The organism is Agromyces sp. GQ35 (assembly GCF_059758475.1).
The window spans coordinates 2,046,382-2,066,150 of the sequence record NZ_JCAXEO010000001.1; the positions used below are offsets into that span (position 1 = coordinate 2,046,382).

Here is a 19,769-nt window from a genome sequence, read left to right on the forward strand (position 1 = left end):
CGACCGCCCCGAAGGCTGCGCCGGCTACGACGCTCGGCGCGTGAGGTGCATGTGCCAGTTCGGCGGCTGCCAGGTCGCGCCCCCGTCGCGCGAGAACGATTGCTGCCAGTGCGGATGCTCGGGGTCGCTCGTGATCCACTCGAAGCGCTCGCGGGCGGGCGCACCGCGGAGCTCGAAGTCGGCCTCGAACACGCCGTGCCCGTCGGTGAACCGGCCTTCGACGGGGGTGTCGAGCACTCCGGGGAACCGCGAGGAGCTCCACCAGATGCGCCAGAGGTCGGCACCGGGCTCGTAGAGACGCAGAGTGAACCCCTCGAATGCTCCGCCGTCAGGCGCTGCGGGCACGATCATGCGGTCGACGTGCCCGGCGCCGTCGAGGATCGGATACACCTCGGCGGTCGCGTCGAACTCGACCCACTCGGTGCAGTCGGGATCGGTGACGTCGCGCAGCTTGCGGTTGCGTACGTGCCACTCGCCGTAGAGGAACTCGAAGTCGTCGGATGCCATGGAGGCAAGCCTCCTGCATGCCTCCGACATCTGGCGCCGAACACTGGATAGGTAAGGCTCTCCTCAGAAAAAAGTCCCCTTGATCTGCGGAAAATCAGCGGCCGGATGCTGCGCGGCGAGCGTGCACGGGCGTAGCATCGCCGACAACGAGGTCGTCACCCACTGGGAGGTCCACCATGAGCATGACGCTCGACGAACTGCCCGCCGTCGCCGAATGTTCGGTGTCCGGATGCTCCTACAACGATCATTCCCACTGCCATGCCGCGGCCGTCACGATCGGCGGGTCCGTCGGCGACGCGGAGTGTGCGACATTCATTCCCCTCAGCACGAAGGGCGGCCTCGACAAGGTGCTGACCCACGTGGGCGCCTGCCAGCGCGCCGAGTGCGTGCACAATTCCTCGCTCGAGTGCACCGCGCCCTCGGTGCGAGTCGGCCCCGGCGCCGTCGACGCCGACTGCCTCACGTACGACCCGCGCTGACGCCTCACCACGTGACCGCGCAGCGCTCGACCGCGCTCACCACGCGACCGGGCCTGCGCTGCTGACGAACGTGCCCGACTCGGCGTGCTCCGGAAGTGTCGCCGCGGTCACGACGATGCGGGCCGCTTCATCGGCGCTCGTCGGCGCCTGCTCCCGGTTGCCGGGAGCGAGGTCGGTCTGCACCCAGCCCGGGCACACCGCGGTGACCTTGAGCCGCGTGCCCGCGAGCTGCTTGCTGAGCCCGATCGTCATGCTGTTCACCGCGGCCTTCGACGCTTGGTACGCGGGCACGACGCTCGAGTAGTACGGCGAACTCGCATCCGACTGATCGCTCAACGAACCCATCGTCGACGAGACGTTGACGATGCGGCCGGCGTCGCTGCGGCGGAGCAGCGGCAGGAACTTCTCGGTGACCGTCGCCACTCCGAGAACGTTCGTCTCGAACGTGCGCGCGAACGCGCCCAGGTCGACGAACTCGTGGTCGCCTGCGCTCGTCGCCTCGGGGAGGATGCCGGCGTTGTTCACGAGGATGTCGAGGCGACCGTGGCGCGCGTCGATCGCCTCAGCGCCGGCCGCGACGCTCGTCGCCGAGGCGACATCCATCATCAACGGCTCTGCGTGCAATCCCTGCGCGCGCAGGGTGTCGGCCGCAGCGCCGACGGCGTCGAGGTCGCGTCCGGCGATGATGACGGTGGCCCCGGAGCGGGCGAGGGCGGTCGCTGTTGCGAGACCGAGTCCGCGGTTTCCGCCGGTGACCAATGCGATGGTGCTCATGGAATGGGTACATCCCTCCTGTCCGGCGGCAGGCGCCGGTTCGAGTCGTGCTTCCGATCCTGCGCTGATCGACGACGGCGATCTGGCGCGATTCGGACGTCGCATGGCTGAGGTCGCATTTCCGCGATGGAGTGCGAGCACACGGGCTCTGCTCGCGTGCGTCCGAACGCTCGGTCTGCGGTCGGCTTCGCCTCACGATGGTTGTGGGTTGATGCGATCGGGGCGCTGATGAGACAGTGGTGCCGGCAGACGTCTGGGTACCGTCCGGTGAACGCGCGGCGCGCATCAAGGGGGAGCAACGAGATGAGAGCACTTCGATACTCGATCAACGTCACGCTCGACGGCTGCTGCCATCACGAGGCAGGGCTGCCGCCCGACGAGGAGTCGATGCGCTACTGGACCGCTGAGATGGAGCGAGCCGATGCCCTGCTCTTCGGCCGGGTGACCTACGAGATGATGGAGTCGGCGTGGCGGCAGCCGGCCACGGGCACGTGGCCTGACTGGATGGACGAGTGGGAGATCCCGTTCGCCGAGACCATCGACCGGGCGAAGAAGTACGTCGTGTCGAGCACGCTGAGCGCGGTCGATTGGAATTCCGAGTTGGTGCGAGGCGACTTGGGGTCAGCGGTTCAGCGACTCAAGCAGGAGCCAGGCGAGGGCCTGTGGGTGGGTGGCGTGACGCTCCCCATGGCGTTGGCAGATCTGGGACTGATCGATGAGTACGAGTTCGTTGTTCAGCCGGTCATCGCCGGACACGGGCCGACGTTGCTCGCCGGTCTGCGCGAGCGCATCCAGCTCGAGCTCGTGGACCGCCACGAGTTCCGCTCGGGGGCGGTCGCCCTGCGATACCGGCCCACGCGACCGTGACTACCGAGCGGGGGACTGGAGACGCTCGCCGTCGACGACCGGGCCCTCGCTGAACTGGCACGAGGTCGCGGTGAGGCGTTCGTCTGGGTCGAGTCGGGAGAGCACCGCGCCGGCGATGTCGTAGAGCTGCTCGAGTTGGTCGGGAGACAGCGCGTCGAGCACGTTCGCGCGAACGGTCTCGACGTGCCCGGGCGCGGCGTCGGCGATGAGACCGAGACCGGCGTCGGTGATGCGCGCGTTGGTCGCACGCCGGTCTTCGGGGCACGGGAAGCGTGTGATGAGTCCGCGCTCCTCAAGACGCTTCGCGACGTGCGAGAGGCGGGGGAGTGTCGCGTTCGTGCGCGAGGCGAGCTCGGTCATACGGACGGTGCGGGCGGGCGCCTCCGCGATCGCCATGAGGGCGACGTACTCGAAGTGGGTGAGCCCGGCGTCACGCAGCAGCTGCGCGTCGAGCGCGCCGGGGAGCAGTTCGGCCACCGCGACGAGTCGCACCCACGCCGCCGACTCCTCGGGGGCGAGCCACCGCGTGTCATCCGTCATGCCTGAGAGTCTACCGCATTGGTTGACGCGACAACTGATTGGGCCTAGGGTGATAGTTGTCGAAACAAGTAATCGCGTCGAACGGCGCGGAAAGGAAGTCATGACGACCGTCAGCATCATCGGAAACGGCAACATGGGCACGGCCATCGGAGGCATCGTGGCAGCGGGCGGCAACACCGCGCAGTTCGTCGGGCGCGACACCGCAGATCAGATCACCGGCGACATCGTGGTGCTCGCCGTGCCGCACCCCGCTCTCGCCGAGATCGTCGCGGCGCGCGGCGCCGAACTCGCCGGCAAGATCGTCGTCGACATCACGAACCCGTTGAACTTCGAGACCTTCGACAGCCTGGTCGTGCCGGCCGACGGCTCCTCGGCGAACGAACTCGCCGCGGCGCTGCCCGACTCCACCGTGCTCAAGGCGTTCAACACGAACTTCGCCGCAACGCTCACCTCGAAGTCCGTCGGCGCGAACCCGACGACCGTGCTCATCGCGGGTGACGACGATGCAGCAAAGCAGGCGCTCGCCGAGGTCGTGCGCGCCGGCGGCGTCGACGCGGTCGACGCCGGTCGCCTCTCGCGAGCCCGTGAACTCGAAGCGGTCGGCTTCCTGCAGCTCACCCTCGCCGTGCAGGAGAAGGTCGCCTGGAACGCGGGCCTCGCCCTCGTCGCGTGAGCTGACCAGAGCGCGGCGTCAGAGCCGATGAATCCCGTCCGAGTCAACGAATCCGTTGCCTCGGGCGGGATTCGTTCACTCCGAGGCGGACGACTGCTGCCGCAGGTAGGCCAGTTGCGCCCGAACGGATGCCTCGGCCGCCGTTCGCACCGAGGCATCCGTGTCGGCGTACACGAGGTCGGTGACCGCGTCGTACTGGGCGTCGGCGCCGAGGTGCCGCAACGCCGCGCGCACCTGCTCGAGCCGCTCGGCGCGGTGCGCGAGGTACGCGTCGCAGATCGCTGCGAGGTCGGGCAGCACCGGCCCGTGCCCGGGCAGCACGCCGACCGGCCGCGGTGTGCCGAGCGCCCGGAGCCGCTCGAGCGAGTCGAGATACGGACCCAGGGCGCCGTCGGGATCGGCGATGATCGTCGTGCCGCGCCCGAGAATCGTGTCGCCGGTGAGCACCGTGCCGCGAGCGCCGTGCGAGTGCGTGCCGCCGGCATCGACGGCACCATCCGCGCCGTCGAGGCGGTCGGCCGGCAGCGAGAAGCACGCCGAGTCGGCCGTATGCCCGGGCGTCGCGAGCACGTCGATCTCGAGACCGGCGGCGCGGATGCGCTCGCCGTCGGCGAGTGGTGCCCCGCCGAAGCAGAGTGCCGGGTCGATCGCGCGCACCGGAGCATCCGTCATCGCGTGGAACTCGCCGAGCGCTTCGGTGTGGTCGGCATGGTGATGCGTGACGAGCACGAGCTCGACGCGGCCCGCGGCGGCGAGCGCCGTGAGGTGCGCGGCATCGGCCGGACCCGGGTCGACCACGACGACGCCTGCCGCGCCGCCCGCGCGAAGCAGGTACGAGTTCGTGCCGTCGAGCGTCATCGGCCCGGCGTTCGGTGCGAGCACGAGGCGCGCGAAAGCCGACACGCGCTCGCCGGGGGCGTCGGCCAGATCCATGCCGGAAGTGTATCCGGCACCCGTGCGTCGCGGCCGCACGCGGCCTAGTCTGAAGGGCATGGACAGCGATCTCGAATCATTGACCGATCCCGCGGCCACGGGTTCTGCTGCGACCGTCGTGCTGTTGCGCGACGGCGAACGTGGCCTCGAGGTGCTCCTCGCCGAGCGCCCACGCGATCGGGGATCGTTCGCGGGCGCCTGGGTCTTCCCGGGCGGCGCGGTCGACGAAGCGGATGCCGCGGGCGACCCCATCGACGGCATCGACGCCGCCCGGCGGGCCGCCGCGCGCGAGACCCTCGAAGAGGTCGGTCTCGTGATCGACCCCGCCGAGCTCGTGCCGTTCTCGCACTGGACTCCGCCGGCGAACTCGCCGAAGCAGCTCACCACGACGTTCTTCGCCGTGCGCATGCCCGACGGCGAGCTGCGGCTCGCCCCCGACGAGGTCGCCGCGGCGGAGTGGCTGCGGCCGGTCGACGCGCTCGACCGGCACACGGCCGGGTCGATGACGCTCTGGCCGCCGACCTGGGTGACGTTGCACGGGCTGGCGCAGGCGGCATCCGTCGAGGAGGCACTCGACGAACTGCGTTCGGGCGAGGTGCGGCCGTACGTCGCGCGAGTCGCCGACGGCGGTTCGACGATCCTCTGGCAGGAGGACGACGAGTACGCCGACGCCGAGCAGCTCCGCGAGCGCGAGCCTGCCGTGCCCGACGATGCGCCCGACGCAGACGGCAACCGCCACCGGCTCGTGATGGACCGGCTGCCCTGGGTCTACCTCAACTCGTTCTGATGACATGACCGACGTCACCGTCGTCGGCAGCGGACCCAACGGTCTCGTCGCCGCCGTGATCGCCGCTCGCGCCGGCCTCTCGGTGCGAGTGCTCGAGGCCGCGCCCACGATCGGCGGCGGGCTGCGCACCGCCGAGCTCACGCTGCCGGGGTTCCGGCACGACGTGTGCTCGGCCGTGCATCCGGCCGGCCTCGCCTCACCGGTGTTCAAGAAACTCGGCCTGCTCGACCGTGTCGGCTGGGTAGTGCCCGAGGTGTCGTACGCGCACCCGCTCGACGGCGGGCGGGCCGGCGTCGCGTGGCGCGATCTCGACCGCACCGTCGAGGGGCTCGGTCGCGACGGAGCAGCGTGGCGGCGACTGCTCGCACCGTTGCTGGCTCGCAGCCGCGGCGTCGTGGACTTCACTGGTTCGCAGCTGCTGCGCGTGCCCCGTGACCCGATCGCCGCCGCACTGTTCGGCCTGCGTTCGCTCGAACAAGGCACCCAGATGTGGAACACGCGCTTCGGCGGCGACCTCGCGCCGGCACTGCTGACCGGCGTCGTGGCGCACGCCGCAGGGCCGATGCCGTCGCTCTCGGGCGCGGGCGCCGGGCTGTTGCTCGCGATGCACGGTCACGGCGTCGGCTGGGGGGTGCCGCTCGGCGGTTCGCAGGCCATCGCCGATGCCCTGGCCGACGAGCTGCGCGAGCGTGGCGGAGAGATCGTCACGGATGCCCCGGTGACCTCCATCTCAGAGGTGTCCGACTCCCGCGCGGTACTGCTCGACACCTCGCCCGAACTGCTCTTCACCGCCGATCTGCCGGCGGGATACGCGCGAGCGCTTCGGCGCTACCGCTACGGCTCTGGTGTCGCGAAGGTCGACTTCGCTCTCAGCGGGCCGGTGCCGTGGGCGAATCCCGACGTGCGGCTCGCGCCCACGGTGCACCTCGGCGGGTCTCGTGCCGAGATCGCGGCTGCCGAGAACGCGGTGCACCGCGGATTCCAGCCCGGCGTGCGCGGGGCGGACGGCGGCGCGCGGCATCCGTACGTGCTCGTGACCCAGCCCACGGTCGCCGACCCGAGCCGAGCGCCCGCGGGCCGGCACGTGCTCTGGGCGTACACTCACGTGCCGGCCGGCTCGACGCTCGATGCCACCGACCTCATCACCGCCGAGGTCGAACGCTTCGCGCCGGGGTTCCGCGACGTCGTGCTCGCCTCGGCCGCGAGTTCGGCCGTCGAGGTCGGGCGGTACAACGCGAACTACATCGGTGGTGACATCTACTCGGGCGAGCTGACGCTGCGGCAGTTGGTGAAGCGGCCGGTGGTGTCGACGGCGCCGTGGCGCACCCCGGTCGACGGGGTGTACCTCTGTTCGAGCGCGACGCCGCCGGGGCCTGCGGTGCACGGCATGAACGGATGGTTCGCCGCGAAGCTCGCCCTCCGGGAGCGCTTCGGCATCCGCTGAGCAGTGTGCTCGGCGGCCGGCTACTCCTCTCGCCCTTCGGAGCGCTCGACCGGCAGCCACAGCTCGGAGGTCGCGGTGCTGAAGTCGGCGGCGCGGTCGAGGATGGCCACGATCGACGGGCCGGGCCTCAGTCGCCAGGGGTTCGAGGGGAACCAGTCGGAGGCCGTCGCCGACCATGTGGACTGGAGCGCCGCCGGGTACGGCCCCGAGGTACGGAACACCGCCCACGCACCGGCCGGGACCTCGATCGTGTCGAGGTCTGCGGGCACCGCCGTTCCCTGGTTGACGGCGACGCCGTGCAGGTACGTCAGTTCGCTGCCCTCCGTGTAGTCGGGGTCGACGTCGGCACTCACCTGCAGCAGGCCGGCCGGCTCGGTGTCGCCCAGCGACTTGAGGCGGAGGTGCTCCGCTTCGGGCAGCGAGGCGATGAACGCTTGGATGCGCGGGTTGGGGCCGTCGTGAATGAGCGGCACGCGCGCCGTGTGGCCGACGAGCCGGAAGGCCGGCTGATCTGCGATACGAGTGTCCATCGTGGTGTTCCCTTCTATCGTCAGGCGGAACCTGAGCTGTGGTTGAGTGCGAAGGGGGCCACCGTCTCGGCGTGCATCGCCGGGGCTGATGCCGTGCACCGCCCGGAACGCGCGGCTGAAGGCTTCAGCGGAGCCGTAGCCGAAGCGCACCGCAGTGCCCAGCAGATCACGCTCTTCGAGCACATCGGCTGCGGCGACGGTCATGCGCCGCCGCCGAACGTACTCGGACAACGGCATGCCGGCCAGCGACGAGAACATCCGGCGAACGTGATACTCCGTGGTGCCGAGCTCGCTCGTCAGGCCGGCGACGTCGATCTCCTCGGTGAGGTGCTCCTCGATGAACTCGACGACTCGGTTCAGAACTGCGATCACGGTTTCCCCTTTCCGCATCAAGCCTGCTCATCGACCCGATCTCACACCCAACTATCGCGGTTCGATTCGATCGCAGCACCGGCGTCGGGACTGCGCCGACCGCAACTCGCACGGCGGGCGTAGCGTGAGGGGGTGGACTGGGGCGGCTGGTTCGAGGCGCACGACTACGAGATCGCGCGCCAGATTCTGCAGCGCGGGGTGGCGGCGCTCGCCTTCGTCGCGTTCCTGTCGACCCTGAACCAATTCCGGCCGCTGCTCGGCGAGCACGGACTGCTGCCGGTGCCCGAACTGCTCAGGCTCGCGCCGCGCCTGCGCGGACCGAGCGTGTTCCGGTGGGGCTACACCGACCGCCGGCTCGTCGCCGTCACGGTCGCCGGGCTCGTGCTCGCGGCATCCGTCGTCGTCGGATTGCCGCAGCTCGGCCCGCCATGGGTGCCGCTCCTCGTCTTCCTCGCCCTCTGGATGCTCTACCTCTCGATCGTGAACGTCGGCCAGACCTTCTACGGCTTCGGCTGGGAGATGCTCCTCTGCGAGGCGCTCTTCACGGTGGGGTTCCTGGGCTCGAACGGGTCACCGCCGCCGCTCACGATCATCGTGCTGACCTGGTGGCTCGTGTTCCGGCTCGAGTTCGGCGCCGGCATGATCAAGATCCGCGGTGGGCGGGAGTGGCGCGACCTGACGGCACTCACGTACCACCACGAGACTCAGCCGATGCCGAATCCGCTGAGCCGGCAGGCGCACCTGCTGCCGCGCTGGTTCCACAAGGGCGAGGTGCTCGGCAATCATTTCGCGCAGCTCATCGTGCCGTTCCTGCTGTTCGTGCCCGGGCCGGTCGGTTCGAGCGCCGCGGCCATCGTGATCCTCACCCAGTTGTGGCTCATCGTCACCGGCAACTTCGCCTGGCTGAACTGGATCACCGTCGTGCTCGCGGCATCCGCCATCACGGACTCGGCGTGGCACCGGGTGATTCCGGCGATTCCTGCGGATCTCGGCACGGATGCCGCGGCGACTCCGTCCTGGTGGGCGATCGTGGTGCTCGCGGCATCCGCTGTGCTCGTCGTGCTCAGTTACTGGCCGGTGCGCAACCTGCTGTCGCGCCGACAGCTCATGAACGCGTCGTTCAACCGGTGGATGCTCGTGAACGCCTACGGCGCCTTCGGCACGGTGACGAAGCGGCGCATCGAGTACGTCGTCGAAGGCACGCTGGCCGAGTCGCCAGGCGATGACGAGTGGCGGGAGTACGGGTTCAAGGGCAAACCGGGCGACGTGCGGCGGGTGCCTCGGCAGTGGGCGCCGTACCATCTGCGGCTCGACTGGCTGATGTGGTTTCTACCGCTCGGTCACCGGTGGGAACCGTGGTTCGAGGTGTTCCTCGCCCGCCTGCTCGAAGCGGATGCCCCGACGCTCGCGCTGTTGCGCAGCGACCCGTTCGACGGGGTCGCCCCGCGATGGGTGCGGGTGAGGGCGTACCACTACCGCTTCTCGACGCATGCCGAGTTCCGCACGACGGGGGAGCGCTGGGTGCGCTCGCTCGAGGGCGACGTCGTTGCGCCGTCGAGCCTGCGCTGACCGGACGAACCTGCAGTCGGGGCGAGCGTTCCCCGATCCGTCGCCGACACGTCGACCACGCCACCCCGCCTGTTCACCCGGCGCCGCCACCGTTTCACCGGGAACTCCTCGCGTTCGCCGCGAGGGCCGGTACGGCGACGCCAGGGAGGGCGCGGCATGCGGTGGAGGAACGAGCGGGTCAGGGCACGCGGTTCGTCGAGGGGAGCCGTCGCAGTCGCGATCGCGGCAGCGATCGGTGCGGCGATGCTCGTTCCGGCGCAGGCGGCTTTCGCCGTGCCGCTCGCCGATGCACCCGCACCCGCGACGGCGATCGCAGCGCCGAAGCAGCAGCCGAAGCCCTCACCGGCCGTGCCGTCGCCGCCGCAGCTCGTGCCCGCAACCGGGAGCTTCCTCGAGGGCGTCGAGACGATCGCAGCGTCCCCCGTCACCGTCGACGATGACGTCACGAGCCTCACGCTCGACGGCGCCGGGCTCGATGCCACCGAGACGGTCGGCGTCTCGTATCTTCGCTTCGACGTCGGCACGAACTCCATCGAGGCGCGCTTCGGCAACCACGTGCTCGTGAACGGCGAGCACCGCCTCGAGCTCGACGACTCGGTGAACGAGCGGATCGACCTCGAGGTGCCGAACGGCGCTCTCGTGCAGGGCGAGAACACGATCGAGTTCGTCACGGGCGCGATCGAATCGTCGTGCGGGCTGAACCACGACGACTTCGTGCTCTCGAACATCGGCCTCGAGCTGCTCGGCGAAGTCGCCGATGGCGAAGAGAACGAGTACAGCTACTCCTTCGGCGACGGCAGCTGCGGCTCGAACACCTCGCTGCGGCTCAGCGCCGAGCTCTCGTTCTTCGTGCTCGGCGACCCGCAGGGCACGACCGGGCTCACCGCGGAACTCGACACGACGACCGTCGCGAACGGCGAGCACACGATCGTCGCGACCACGGCATCGGGCGTCAGCGCCTCGAGCACGGTCAGCGTGAACAACGCTCCGACGGGAGCGCCGTACGTGACCCCCGCCGACGGCACGATCGCGCACGGCGTGCAGCAGATCTTCGCCACGCAGCGCGCGACCGCCGAGGGCAACGTCGCTTCGCTCACCGTCGATGAAGCGCCGATCGGGGCCGTGCCCACGCTCGGCGCGGGCGACGCCGCGTTCAGCTTCAACGTCGGCTCGAACTCCATCGAGGCCAGGTATCGCAGTCATCTGCTCGTGAACGGCATGCGGCAGGACCTCGGCGGCGACTACGTGAACCGCCGCGTCGACGTCGCCTTCCCGAACGAGTGGCTGAAGCCCGGCGCGAACACGATCCAACTCGTGACCGGCAGCGTCGACGCCACGTGCGGCGTCAACCGCGACGACTTCGCGGTGTCGGCGATCGCGCTCGCTTCCGCCAGCGGCGCCGCAGCCGGTGTCGCACTGAAGCCCACGTACAGCATGGGTGACGGCAATTGCGGCAGCAGTGCCACCGCGCTCCGCGAGATCACGCTCCAGTTCACCGTCGAGGGTGCCGCGCAGGGTCTGCGCGCCGACTTCGACACCACGACCGTCGACGACGGTGCTCACACGATCGCCGCGGCATCCACCACCGGTGAAGTGGCGACCCGCTCGATCGTGACCGACAATTCCGGACCGGCCGTGCTGTCGAGCGTGCCCGCTGCCGGCCAGACGATCACCTCTGCGGTCGCCCTCGACGTGCAGCTCGACGATGCGTCGGGCGTGCTCTCGGGGCCCGATGTCACGCTCGACGGCACCGCCATCGCCCTCGCCGAACCCGTCGGCCCAGGGCTCGCGGCCGGCGAGCACACCCTCGTGGTGAATGCCGTCGACGGCCTCGGCAACGCGGTCGCGCACGAGATCGTCTTCGTCTCGGCGGGCATTCCGGATGCCCCGGCGGAGCTTGCTCCGGCGTCGGGCAGCACCGATGTCGGCAACACCGTCAGCCTCTCGGCACGGGTCGCCGAGCCCGACGGCGGAGCGGTCACCGCAACGTTCTCCCAGACCGAGATCCTCACCCCGAACCAGGTGTGGCAGGGCACCTCGCCGAGCGTGCCCACGACGCTGCAGGTCGAGGGCGAGCAGAAGGTGACCGGCCCCTCGGCGCTGACGCCCGGGGACGACCGGACGCTCGACACCGAGGCGTCCCGCGATGTCACGTTCCAGCGCTTCGACGTGATGGTGAAGGGGCACGTGCAAGCGCCGGTGCTGCGCTGGGCCGGCGTCATCGACCCCGACCGTCTCGCATCGCTGCGAGCGTGGAACCTCGAGGCCGGCGCCTGGGACGTGCTCGCGAGTGCGCGCGGTGCCGCCGAGGGCGACACGGTGCTCACGGCGAACGTCGACGATCGCCATCTCGACGGCCAGCGGGTGCACGTGATGGTCACGGGCGAAGACCCCTTCGCCGACGACCTCGAAGCCGGCGACCCCGACGGTTTCGCCGACCCGGCCAGCTACGACTTCTCGATCGCGCACTTCACCGACACCCAGTACATCTCCGAAGGGGCCGTTGAGCAGGAGACGCCAGCAGAGCGCGCCGTCTGGGAGTCGGCCTACGCCGGCATCGTCGACTGGATCGCCGCGAACGCGGAATCGCGCAAGATCTCCTATGTCGCCCACACCGGCGACGTGATCGAGAACAACATCCGCAAGCCCGCGACCCCCGAGCTCGAGCAGCAGGTGGTCGGCGAGTTCGAGGTCTCATCGCGGCAGCAGGGCGTGCTCGATGCGGCGGGCGTGCCGAACGGCGTGATCGCGGGCAACCACGACAACCAGTCGGGCACCGAGAACGGCGCGGGGGCTCTCTTCAACCGCTACTACGGACCCGACCGCTATGCCGCAGCATCTGCGGGGTGGGCGCACGCCGAGTACGGCGGCCCGTGGCGCGAGGGCGACAACCAGAACCACTACGACCTGTTCTCTGCCGGTGGGCTCGACTTCGTCGTGGTCGGGCTGTCGTACGGCGTCACGCGGGAGGAAGCGGAGTGGGCCGGCAGCGTGTTCGCGCAGTTCCCGGGCCGCAACGGAATTCTGCTCTCGCACGACTACCTCGCGCCGAGCACCCAGCCCGACGGCCGCAACGCCTCGTTCTCGGCGCCCGACGGCTCGATGCTCTACAACACGGTCGTCGCACAGAACCCGAACGTGTTCTTGATCCTCGCGGGCCACGAACACGGCGTCGGCACGAACGTGAAACCGAACGTCGGCGAGATCGGGAACGGCGTCGTCGAGCTGCTGGCCGACTACCAGTTCTACACGGTCTCCGCCGACCGGCTCGGGCTCACCGAGATCGGCGGCTACCAGCCGACCGATCAACTGCGCTTCGGGGCGAGCTTCTTCCGCCTGCTGCAGATCGACGTCGACCGCGGCATCATGAACGTCGACACCTACTCGCCGCTGCTCGACGAGTTCGGCGCCACCGAGTACGACGACCGGCACCGCTACGACGGCACCGAAGACAACATGGTGCTGCCCATCGACCTCACGAGCCGCACGACGACCCTGCAGACCGACTCCGTCGCGATCTACTCGCCGATCGCGGTGATCGGCGAGTCGACCGTCGCCTCCGGTGCGGTCGCCACCGTCGACTGGTCGAAGCTGAAGGCCGGCGACGCCTACGCCTGGATCGTCACCGCGCGGTCGGAAGGCGGCGGCGAGACCACCTCGGAACCGGCGGTGTTCGTCACGAAGGACACGACGGGCAAGCCCGGAGTGTGGGATCAGCGGTCGCCGCTCTTCCCGTACTTCCAGCCGAGTGAGCCCGTCGCGGGATGACGCACCATCCACCCCGCCGCCGCGGTCCGTTCGCACGGGCCGCGGCGGCGATCGTCGCGGCGTTCATCGCCATCGTGCTTCCGGCGGCCCCCGCTTCGGCGCACGACGCCACCACCTCGGCCTTCGCCGACATCGAACGATCGCGCGGAGCGGTCGTCGTCGAGCTCGAGCTCGAATACGACCTGCTGATGAAGTCGGCGTGGCTCTACGCCGAGGCCTACGAGGCGACCGGCCGCGACGAGCAACTCGAACAACTGGCCGAGAACGCCGACGCCGTCGACGAGTACGTCACCGAACGGTTCGCACTCGACGCGGACGGAGAGCGCTGCCGCCTCGAGCGGGTCGACACCGGCGACATCCGTGACCGCGACGCGCGCGCCTTCGCCGTGCTCGCGTACACGGCCGAATGCCCCGGCGCCGCCGACGCGACGCTCGCGGCGTCGAGTGCGCTGTTCCCCGACCTCGAAGGGTTCGTGCACGACACCGAGACGCTCGTCTCATGGAACGTCGACGGAGTCGCGGGCAGCGCGCTGCTCACCGCGGCGGCGCCGACCACCGAGCTCGGGTCGATGGCCGGGCACCTCGGTGAGTTCTTCCTGCTCGGCGCCGAGCACCTGCTGCTCGGCCTCGACCACATCCTCTTCCTCGTCGCTCTCCTCCTCGGAGCCAGGAGCCTGCGCGGCGTCATCGTGACCGCGACGACGTTCACCATCGCTCACAGCGTGACCTTCCTGCTCGCCGGCATGGGGGTCGTCAGCGTGCCGGCCGAGATCGTGGAACCGGTCATCGCCCTGTCGATCGTGGCGGCCGCAGGCGCCGTCTTCTTCCGCCGAGACGTGCCGGCGCGATACCTGATGCCCGTCGTCTTCGCGTTCGGGCTCCTGCACGGGCTCGGCTTCGCGAGTGCGCTCGGAATCGACGCCGCGTGGTCGTGGGAGCTGCTCGGCGCGCTGCTCGTCTTCAACCTCGGCATCGAGGTCGTGCAACTCGCGATCATCGCGATCGCGTTCCCGCTGCTCGTGCTGCTCCGCCGCACGCCGGCGGCCGACCTCACGACGAAGGCGGTCGGCGCGCTGGTTGCTGCGGTAGGACTGTTCTGGGTCGTCGAACGCATCGTCGGCGCGGTCGGAACCGCCGCGGCCGTCGCAGCCGGGTGAGCGGGCCGAACGCGATCAGGCGTCGGCCGTCTCCTCGACCGGACGGTGCTCGACCTCATCGACCGAGGCGCTCGGCATCGCCAGCCCGCCCGCGATCGTGATGACGGCGGCGGCGAGCACCGCCATGAACACCGCCGTCGAGGCGCCGTGGATCGCCACGGGGGAGTGCTCGCCGAGCCCCGACCTCGCGATCACCCCGTTCGCCACCGCGCCGAAGATCGCGACGCCGACGGCGCTGCCGATCGAGCGCAGGAACATGTTGGCACCGGTGACCACGCCGCGCTCCGTCCACGGCACCGATGATTGCGCGGCGATGAGGGTCGGGGAGGCGACGAGGCCGAGGCCGAGTCCCACGATGAAGCACGCGATCGCGGTGGTCCACACGTTCGGCACCAAGGATGCCGCGACGAGCGCAGCGGACCCTGCGACGGTGATCGCAAGACCGATGAGCGCGGTGCTCCGGAAGCCGATGCGCAGGAACAACCGGCCGGCCTGGCTCGCCGAGATCGGCCAGCCGAGCGTCAGCGCGGCCACCGCGAGGCCCGAGATCAGCGGCGTCGCCCCCGCCGTTGCCTCGAGGAACGTCGGCACGTACGACGTCAGCCCGATGAGCACGGCGCCGACCCCGAGGGAGATCAGCGAGGTCGTGACGATGAGACGACGCGAGAAGACCCACAGGGGCAGCACCGGCTCAGCGGCTCGCCGCTCGATGAGGACGAAGGCGACGAGGAGCACTGCACCCACGGTGAACGCGCCGATCGACTGCCACGACAGCCACTCCCATGCCTGCCCGCCCTCGAGCACGGCGAGGATGAGCAGGGTCAGGGCGATGGTGAGCACGCTCGCGCCGGCCACGTCGATGCGGTGCTTCTCGCGGGTGACCGACTCGTGGTATGCCCGCACGAGCATCCATGCCGCGATCAGGCAGAGCGGGATGTTCACGAAGAAGATCCACCGCCACGAGGCGAACTCGGCGAACAGGCCGCCGAGCGTCGGGCCGACGACCGAGGAGACCGCCCAGACGCTCGCGATGTAGCCCTGCACGCGGGCGCGCTCGCGCACCGAGTAGATGTCGCCCGTGATGGTGATCGAGACCGGCAGCACGGCGCCGGCGCCGAGGCCCTGCACCGCGCGGAAGACGATGAGCGAGGTCATGTCCCACGCGAAGCCGCAGAGCACCGAGCCGACGAGGAAGAGACCGATACCGATGAGCATGATCGGCTTGCGCCCGACGGTGTCGGCGAGCTTGGAGTAGAGCGGCACCGACACGGCCTGGGCGAGCAGGTAGATGGAGAACAACCACGGGAACTGCGCGAACCCGCCGACGTCGGCGACGATCGACGGCACTGCGGTGGCGAGGATCGTCGAGTCGATCGCGATCAGCCCGGTTGCCAGCATCACGGCGATGAGCACCGGCCCGCGCTCGGAGCGGAATCCCACTGCCGTCGTCACCGTCACGTTCCACCTCGTTTCCGGGCGCGCCGCAGCGCTCCCACAGAGGCAAACGTCGGCGACGCCGATTCATTCCACGGATGTCGGGCCGCAATGTCGTGCGCCCGACCTCGCGTGGATACCGGAATGAACTCGCCGGGTCAAGCACGTGCCCTCGAGGGCGCCGCCCACTACCGTCGGATTCATGCGGATCCGAACGAAACGAGTGGCGCCTGCGTCACCCCCCGCCAGCGCGGAGATCACGAGCGACGGCCACTCGATGGCACCCGAGATCAAGATCCGTGCGTTCCGCATCGGGTTCGTCGGTGCGCTCGGGGTGCTGCTGGCGGTGATGCTCGGCGGCATCCTCGGCGAGCTCGGCACGGTCATCCTCTACGTGGCGCTCGCGCTCTTCCTCGCGCTGGGTCTCGACCCGATCGTCAGCTGGCTGCAACGGCGGGGCATGCCGAGGTGGCTCGCGATCCTCATCGTCTTCGCCGGGGTCATCGGCATCTTCGCCGGCCTCATCGCAACGATCGTGCCGATCGTCGTCGAACAGACGACGATCGTCGTCGAGAACTGGGACGACATCGTCACCAACTTCACGAACAGTGATTTCGTGGCATGGCTCAACAGCCTGACCGGGAGCGGACACGCGATCGAGGAGGCCATCACGTCGGCCGGTGACTGGCTCGCCGACCCAGAGAACCTCGGGTCGCTCGGCGGCGGCATCCTCGCGGTCGGCGTCGGCATCGCCGGCGGGTTCACCGGCGCGACGATCGTGCTCATCCTGACGCTCTACTTCCTCGCATCGCTCGACTCGATGAAGCGCTATGCCGCTCGCTTCGTGCCGGCGAGCTCGCGTGGTTCCTACCGCGATGTCTCGGAGGAGATCACGGGCTCGGTCGGTCGCTACGTCATCGGGCAGTTCGGTCTCGGTGCGACGAACGGCGTGCTGAGCCTCATCTACCTCTCGATCATCGGCGCGCCGGCACCGATCCTGCTCGCGTTCATCGCGTTCCTGTTCTCACTGGTGCCGCTCGTCGGAACGCTGACGGGCGCGGTGATCATCTCGCTCGTCTCATTCGCCGCTTCACCCGAGACGGCGCTCGCCGCAGCGATCTACTACCTGATCTACATGCAGGTCGAGGCTTACGTGCTGAGCCCGCGCATCATGAGTCGCGCGGTCGCGGTGCCCGGAGCGCTCGTGGTGATCGCGGCGGTCGCGGGTGGCACGCTCGGTGGTGTGCTCGGCGCGCTCGTCGCGATCCCGATCGCGGCGTCGCTCATCATCATCGTCGAGAAGGTCGTCTTCCCGCGTCAGGACACCGTCTGACCTGAGCCCGTCACCGTGCGACTCAGAACCAGATGCTGAGATGCGGTGCGCGCTGCGCGGCGAACATGCGGTCGGCGAGTTCGATCGACCGCGGTGAGAGCTCGCCGATGCGGCCGGCCCGTGCGAGCACCGAGGGGTGCACGCCGCCGAGGTAGATCGCGCCGAGCTCGCCGATGCCGAGCCGGATGCCTCGTGCGCCCTTCACGGATGCCGCGGTATCCGGCGACTCGATGGCCGTGACCTCGGCCCGCCCCGCCTCGTCGACCACGAGCTCGAACCGCCCGGCCGCGATGCCGACCGGATCGTCGATGTCGACGACGAGACGACCGGGCGTGCTGTACCGGCGCGCGGCAAGCGCCGCGACCGGGTCGATCACGCGCAGCCAGAGGTGGTCGACGACGTCGCTGAGGGTGATCGCCCGGGGGTCTTCGAGCAGCCACGGTAGCGGCTCGTCGATCGATCGCAGCAGCCCGCGCGTGCCGGAGACGAAGTCCTGCTCGACGAGGAAGCGCCAGAGCGCCTGCTCGGCGTCGTCGGTCGCCGCAGCGAGGAAGTCGAACTCGGCGACGCCCGGTTCATTCGGTTCACGGGTCACGTGGAAGACCGCGAAGCCCTGCGGCTGGCCGCGCTCGTCGTCGTAGCGCACGACCCTTCTGGAACGTGATCGTTCGCCCTCGGGGTCGTGGAGGCCGAGCACGCGGTCGAGCAGGCCCGGCCAGCGATCGATCTCGCCCGGGGTGCGGGCGACCGCGCGGCGGGCGAGCGCCGGCGCGACCTCGCGAAGGGACGCGGCATCGACGAACTGCACGCGACCGGGTGCATCCGGACCGATCCAGTGCGCGCGCCTCCGGTCGACGTACACGGTCGCGGCGCGTGCCGCCGGCGCGTAGCCGTATCGCCCGTAGATCGTGGCCTCGGTGGCAGTGAGCATGGCGAGCGCAGCTCCGGCCGCGCGGGCGTTCTGCAACTCGGCGAGCATGAGCGCTCGAGCGATGCCGCGGCGCCGGTGCGTGGGCGAGACGGTGACGGAGCTCACCGCCCACGCGTCGACGCTGCGGCCACCCGGAACGCTCAGCCCCGTCGGCCAACTCGAGACGGTCGCGACGGGCACTGCCGGGTCGGCGATGGTGGGGTCGTACACGCCGTGCACGCGGCGTTCGGCGAGCATGCCGAGGTCGAAGTCGAGGTCGATCTGCCGCGGACGCGCGTGGTGGAAGCCGCGGAAGTCGGCCTGCGCCCAGGCCTCGGTGGCCGCGACATCGCTCGTGTCGACCAGGCGGTAGGCGAGTCCTCTCGCGGAGAGCGTGGCCAGTGCCTCGGAATCGGCGGGGAAACCCTGCAGGTCGAACGACATCAACCCATCGTAGTCGGCGACAGCCGAGCGTGTCGCGGCCAGCGCGGGTCGACGCGGCATGGTCGTGATCGAGGGAAATTCAAAGGCAATCGCTTGCCAAAACGACGGTCAAGCCGACTGATGGAGCCTGGAAGCATCGACGCGATGGCGCAGCTCCTGGCCTTCGCAGAAACGGCCGAGCTCGGCCGCGACCAGCCTGCCGAGCTCACCCCGGTCGCGCCCGATGGCGCCGGCGATGTGCGGGGTCAGTTCGACGTTGGGCAGTTCGTGGAGCGGAGAGTCCTGTACCGGGGGTTCGGGCCAGGTCACGTCGAGTACCGCGCTGAGGTCGGGGCGAGCGCGGAGCACGGCGATGAGGTCGGGCTCGGCGATGATGCCGCCCCGGGCGGTATTGATCAGCGTGGCGCCGGCTCGCATCGTTGCGAGGAGGGCGGCCGAGACCATGTTGCGAGTCGCATCGACGAGCGGGGCATGCAAGCTGACGACGTCGGAGCGTTCGAACAGCTCCGGCAGTGACGTCAACTCGATGCCGCAGGACCTCGCCGTCTCGGCATCGGTGTAGGGGTCGTACGCGAGGATCTGCACATCGAAGGGTTGGAGGAGCTCGACGACCCGGCGGCCGATCTCGCCGAGCGCGACGAGGCCGACCGTGCTGCCGGCGACGCCGGTCGCGACAGCCGCCGAGGTCAGTTCCCGACTCGTGCCGAAGCTGCGGGCGGCGAGCGATGCGCGCCGCACCGCGAGCAGGATGTGTGCGAACGCGAACCGTGCCACAGGCTCGGCGTTGGCGGCGGCGGCGGAGACGATCGGGATGTCGCGCCGCCAGAACTCGGGCGTGGCGATGTGCTTCACCGAACCCGCGCCGTGCAGCACCAGCTTCAGCTCGGGAGCGGCATCGAGCAGAGCAGCGTCGAGCACCGGTGGGCCCCATCCGGTGATGAGCACCTCGGCGCCACCCAGCAGCTCGGGGGTCTTCATGAGCTGCTCGCTCGTGAGGAACGGGCGGCGAAGGTGCACGAGTGTGTCGATGTGCTCGATGACGTCCACAGGGAACACCTCTGCGCGACGTCGCTCCTCCATGACGAGCACAGCCTCAAGTCGGTCGTTCACGGTCGGCCTCCGATGGTCTGGATGGGATGTCGTCATCGCGACGAGACATCCGATCATTGATTGACAGCGTCGTCACCCTACGTTAGGTTCACAAGCGACGTCTTGCAAAGTGGCAAGCGTTTGCCAAGCGTACGGAGA

At 69.7% G+C, this 19,769-nt stretch carries 17 protein-coding genes; 9 read left to right on the forward strand and 8 right to left on the reverse strand.

The window, feature by feature from the left end:
• Positions 1-24 precede the first annotated feature (24 nt).
• Complete coding sequence (locus AC6CH0_RS09505) at positions 25-507, reverse strand: hypothetical protein (RefSeq protein ID WP_498100069.1); 483 nt, start codon at positions 505-507, stop codon at positions 25-27.
• Between the two features lie 176 nt (positions 508-683).
• Between AC6CH0_RS09505 and AC6CH0_RS09510 the strand changes: the two genes are divergently transcribed.
• Positions 684-986 carry a DUF1540 domain-containing protein gene (locus tag AC6CH0_RS09510; RefSeq protein ID WP_498100071.1) on the forward strand — a complete coding sequence of 101 codons (303 nt, stop codon included), beginning with the start codon at positions 684-686 and terminating at the stop codon, positions 984-986.
• Between the two features lie 36 nt (positions 987-1,022).
• On the opposite strand, the gene AC6CH0_RS09515 is transcribed toward AC6CH0_RS09510, so the two are convergent.
• Positions 1,023-1,760, reverse strand: a complete 738-nt coding sequence (locus AC6CH0_RS09515; RefSeq protein ID WP_498100073.1) for an SDR family NAD(P)-dependent oxidoreductase — start codon at positions 1,758-1,760, stop codon at positions 1,023-1,025.
• Positions 1,761-2,063: 303 nt separating this feature from the next.
• Between AC6CH0_RS09515 and AC6CH0_RS09520 the strand changes: the two genes are divergently transcribed.
• The gene (locus AC6CH0_RS09520; protein WP_498100075.1) at positions 2,064-2,627 is read left to right on the forward strand and encodes a dihydrofolate reductase family protein; all 564 of its coding nucleotides are present in this window, start codon (positions 2,064-2,066) and stop codon (positions 2,625-2,627) included.
• Here AC6CH0_RS09520 and AC6CH0_RS09525 read toward each other — a convergent pair whose 3' ends face one another.
• Positions 2,628-3,167, reverse strand: a complete 540-nt coding sequence (locus AC6CH0_RS09525; protein ID WP_498100077.1) for a MarR family winged helix-turn-helix transcriptional regulator — start codon at positions 3,165-3,167, stop codon at positions 2,628-2,630. It abuts the gene before it with no gap.
• Positions 3,168-3,267: 100 nt separating this feature from the next.
• Between AC6CH0_RS09525 and AC6CH0_RS09530 the strand changes: the two genes are divergently transcribed.
• A complete protein-coding gene (locus AC6CH0_RS09530; protein WP_498100079.1) occupies positions 3,268-3,840 on the forward strand; it encodes an NADPH-dependent F420 reductase in 573 nt (190 codons plus the stop codon).
• A 75-nt stretch (positions 3,841-3,915) separates the two neighbouring features.
• Here AC6CH0_RS09530 and AC6CH0_RS09535 read toward each other — a convergent pair whose 3' ends face one another.
• On the reverse strand, positions 3,916-4,773 hold the full coding sequence (locus AC6CH0_RS09535; protein WP_498100081.1) for an MBL fold metallo-hydrolase: 858 nt from the start codon (positions 4,771-4,773) through the stop codon (positions 3,916-3,918).
• Positions 4,774-4,831: 58 nt separating this feature from the next.
• On the opposite strand from AC6CH0_RS09535, the gene AC6CH0_RS09540 reads away from it, so the two are divergent.
• The gene (locus AC6CH0_RS09540; protein WP_498100083.1) at positions 4,832-5,560 is read left to right on the forward strand and encodes an NUDIX hydrolase; all 729 of its coding nucleotides are present in this window, start codon (positions 4,832-4,834) and stop codon (positions 5,558-5,560) included.
• 4 nt (positions 5,561-5,564) lie between these two features.
• On the forward strand, positions 5,565-7,004 hold the full coding sequence (locus AC6CH0_RS09545; RefSeq protein WP_498100085.1) for a phytoene desaturase family protein: 1,440 nt from the start codon (positions 5,565-5,567) through the stop codon (positions 7,002-7,004).
• A gap of 20 nt (positions 7,005-7,024) precedes the next feature.
• Here AC6CH0_RS09545 and AC6CH0_RS09550 read toward each other — a convergent pair whose 3' ends face one another.
• A complete protein-coding gene (locus tag AC6CH0_RS09550) occupies positions 7,025-7,906 on the reverse strand; it encodes an AraC family transcriptional regulator (protein ID WP_498100087.1) in 882 nt (293 codons plus the stop codon).
• Positions 7,907-8,038: 132 nt separating this feature from the next.
• Here AC6CH0_RS09550 and AC6CH0_RS09555 point away from each other — a divergent pair, with 132 nt between their 5' ends.
• From AC6CH0_RS09555 to AC6CH0_RS09565, 3 genes are all read left to right on the forward strand, one after another.
• Positions 8,039-9,475 carry a lipase maturation factor family protein gene (locus AC6CH0_RS09555; RefSeq protein WP_498100089.1) on the forward strand — a complete coding sequence of 479 codons (1,437 nt, stop codon included), beginning with the start codon at positions 8,039-8,041 and terminating at the stop codon, positions 9,473-9,475.
• 156 nt (positions 9,476-9,631) lie between these two features.
• Positions 9,632-13,243 (forward strand): metallophosphoesterase, encoded by a 3,612-nt coding sequence (locus AC6CH0_RS09560; protein ID WP_498100091.1) that lies wholly within the window; start codon positions 9,632-9,634, stop codon positions 13,241-13,243.
• Entirely contained in the window at positions 13,240-14,400 is a 1,161-nt protein-coding gene (locus AC6CH0_RS09565) for a HupE/UreJ family protein (protein WP_498100093.1), read from the forward strand. Before AC6CH0_RS09560 ends, AC6CH0_RS09565 begins: the two co-directional genes overlap by 4 nt.
• A gap of 15 nt (positions 14,401-14,415) precedes the next feature.
• On the opposite strand, the gene AC6CH0_RS09570 is transcribed toward AC6CH0_RS09565, so the two are convergent.
• On the reverse strand, positions 14,416-15,858 hold the full coding sequence (locus AC6CH0_RS09570; RefSeq protein WP_498100095.1) for an MDR family MFS transporter: 1,443 nt from the start codon (positions 15,856-15,858) through the stop codon (positions 14,416-14,418).
• Between the two features lie 253 nt (positions 15,859-16,111).
• On the opposite strand from AC6CH0_RS09570, the gene AC6CH0_RS09575 reads away from it, so the two are divergent.
• Positions 16,112-17,167 (forward strand): AI-2E family transporter, encoded by a 1,056-nt coding sequence (locus AC6CH0_RS09575; protein WP_498100097.1) that lies wholly within the window; start codon positions 16,112-16,114, stop codon positions 17,165-17,167.
• Between the two features lie 22 nt (positions 17,168-17,189).
• Here the strand turns inward: AC6CH0_RS09575 and AC6CH0_RS09580 are convergent, their stop codons facing one another.
• Both AC6CH0_RS09580 and AC6CH0_RS09585 read right to left on the reverse strand, forming a co-directional pair.
• Entirely contained in the window at positions 17,190-18,521 is a 1,332-nt protein-coding gene (locus tag AC6CH0_RS09580; protein WP_498100099.1) for a GNAT family N-acetyltransferase, read from the reverse strand.
• A 108-nt stretch (positions 18,522-18,629) separates the two neighbouring features.
• Positions 18,630-19,631: a hydroxyacid dehydrogenase gene (locus tag AC6CH0_RS09585; RefSeq protein ID WP_498100101.1), complete on the reverse strand. Its 1,002-nt coding sequence runs from the start codon at positions 19,629-19,631 to the stop codon at positions 18,630-18,632.
• Between the last annotated feature and the right edge of the window lie 138 nt (positions 19,632-19,769).

Bases quoted from the DNA above. Each gene is read 5' to 3' on its own strand.
- AC6CH0_RS09565 (WP_498100093.1), top strand. From the start codon at position 13,240: ATGACGCACCATCCACCCCGCCGCCGCGGTCCGTTCGCACGGGCCGCG.
- AC6CH0_RS09520 (WP_498100075.1), top strand. From the start codon at position 2,064: ATGAGAGCACTTCGATACTCGATCAACGTCACGCTCGACGGCTGCTGC.
- AC6CH0_RS09530 (WP_498100079.1), top strand. From the start codon at position 3,268: ATGACGACCGTCAGCATCATCGGAAACGGCAACATGGGCACGGCCATC.
- AC6CH0_RS09515 (WP_498100073.1), bottom strand. From the start codon at position 1,760: ATGAGCACCATCGCATTGGTCACCGGCGGAAACCGCGGACTCGGTCTC.
- AC6CH0_RS09505 (WP_498100069.1), bottom strand. From the start codon at position 507: ATGGCATCCGACGACTTCGAGTTCCTCTACGGCGAGTGGCACGTACGC.
- AC6CH0_RS09545 (WP_498100085.1), top strand. From the start codon at position 5,565: ATGACCGACGTCACCGTCGTCGGCAGCGGACCCAACGGTCTCGTCGCC.
- AC6CH0_RS09510 (WP_498100071.1), top strand. From the start codon at position 684: ATGAGCATGACGCTCGACGAACTGCCCGCCGTCGCCGAATGTTCGGTG.
- AC6CH0_RS09535 (WP_498100081.1), bottom strand. From the start codon at position 4,773: ATGGATCTGGCCGACGCCCCCGGCGAGCGCGTGTCGGCTTTCGCGCGC.
- AC6CH0_RS09575 (WP_498100097.1), top strand. From the start codon at position 16,112: ATGGCACCCGAGATCAAGATCCGTGCGTTCCGCATCGGGTTCGTCGGT.
- AC6CH0_RS09560 (WP_498100091.1), top strand. From the start codon at position 9,632: ATGCGGTGGAGGAACGAGCGGGTCAGGGCACGCGGTTCGTCGAGGGGA.
- AC6CH0_RS09580 (WP_498100099.1), bottom strand. From the start codon at position 18,521: ATGTCGTTCGACCTGCAGGGTTTCCCCGCCGATTCCGAGGCACTGGCC.
- AC6CH0_RS09540 (WP_498100083.1), top strand. From the start codon at position 4,832: ATGGACAGCGATCTCGAATCATTGACCGATCCCGCGGCCACGGGTTCT.
- AC6CH0_RS09525 (WP_498100077.1), bottom strand. From the start codon at position 3,167: ATGACGGATGACACGCGGTGGCTCGCCCCCGAGGAGTCGGCGGCGTGG.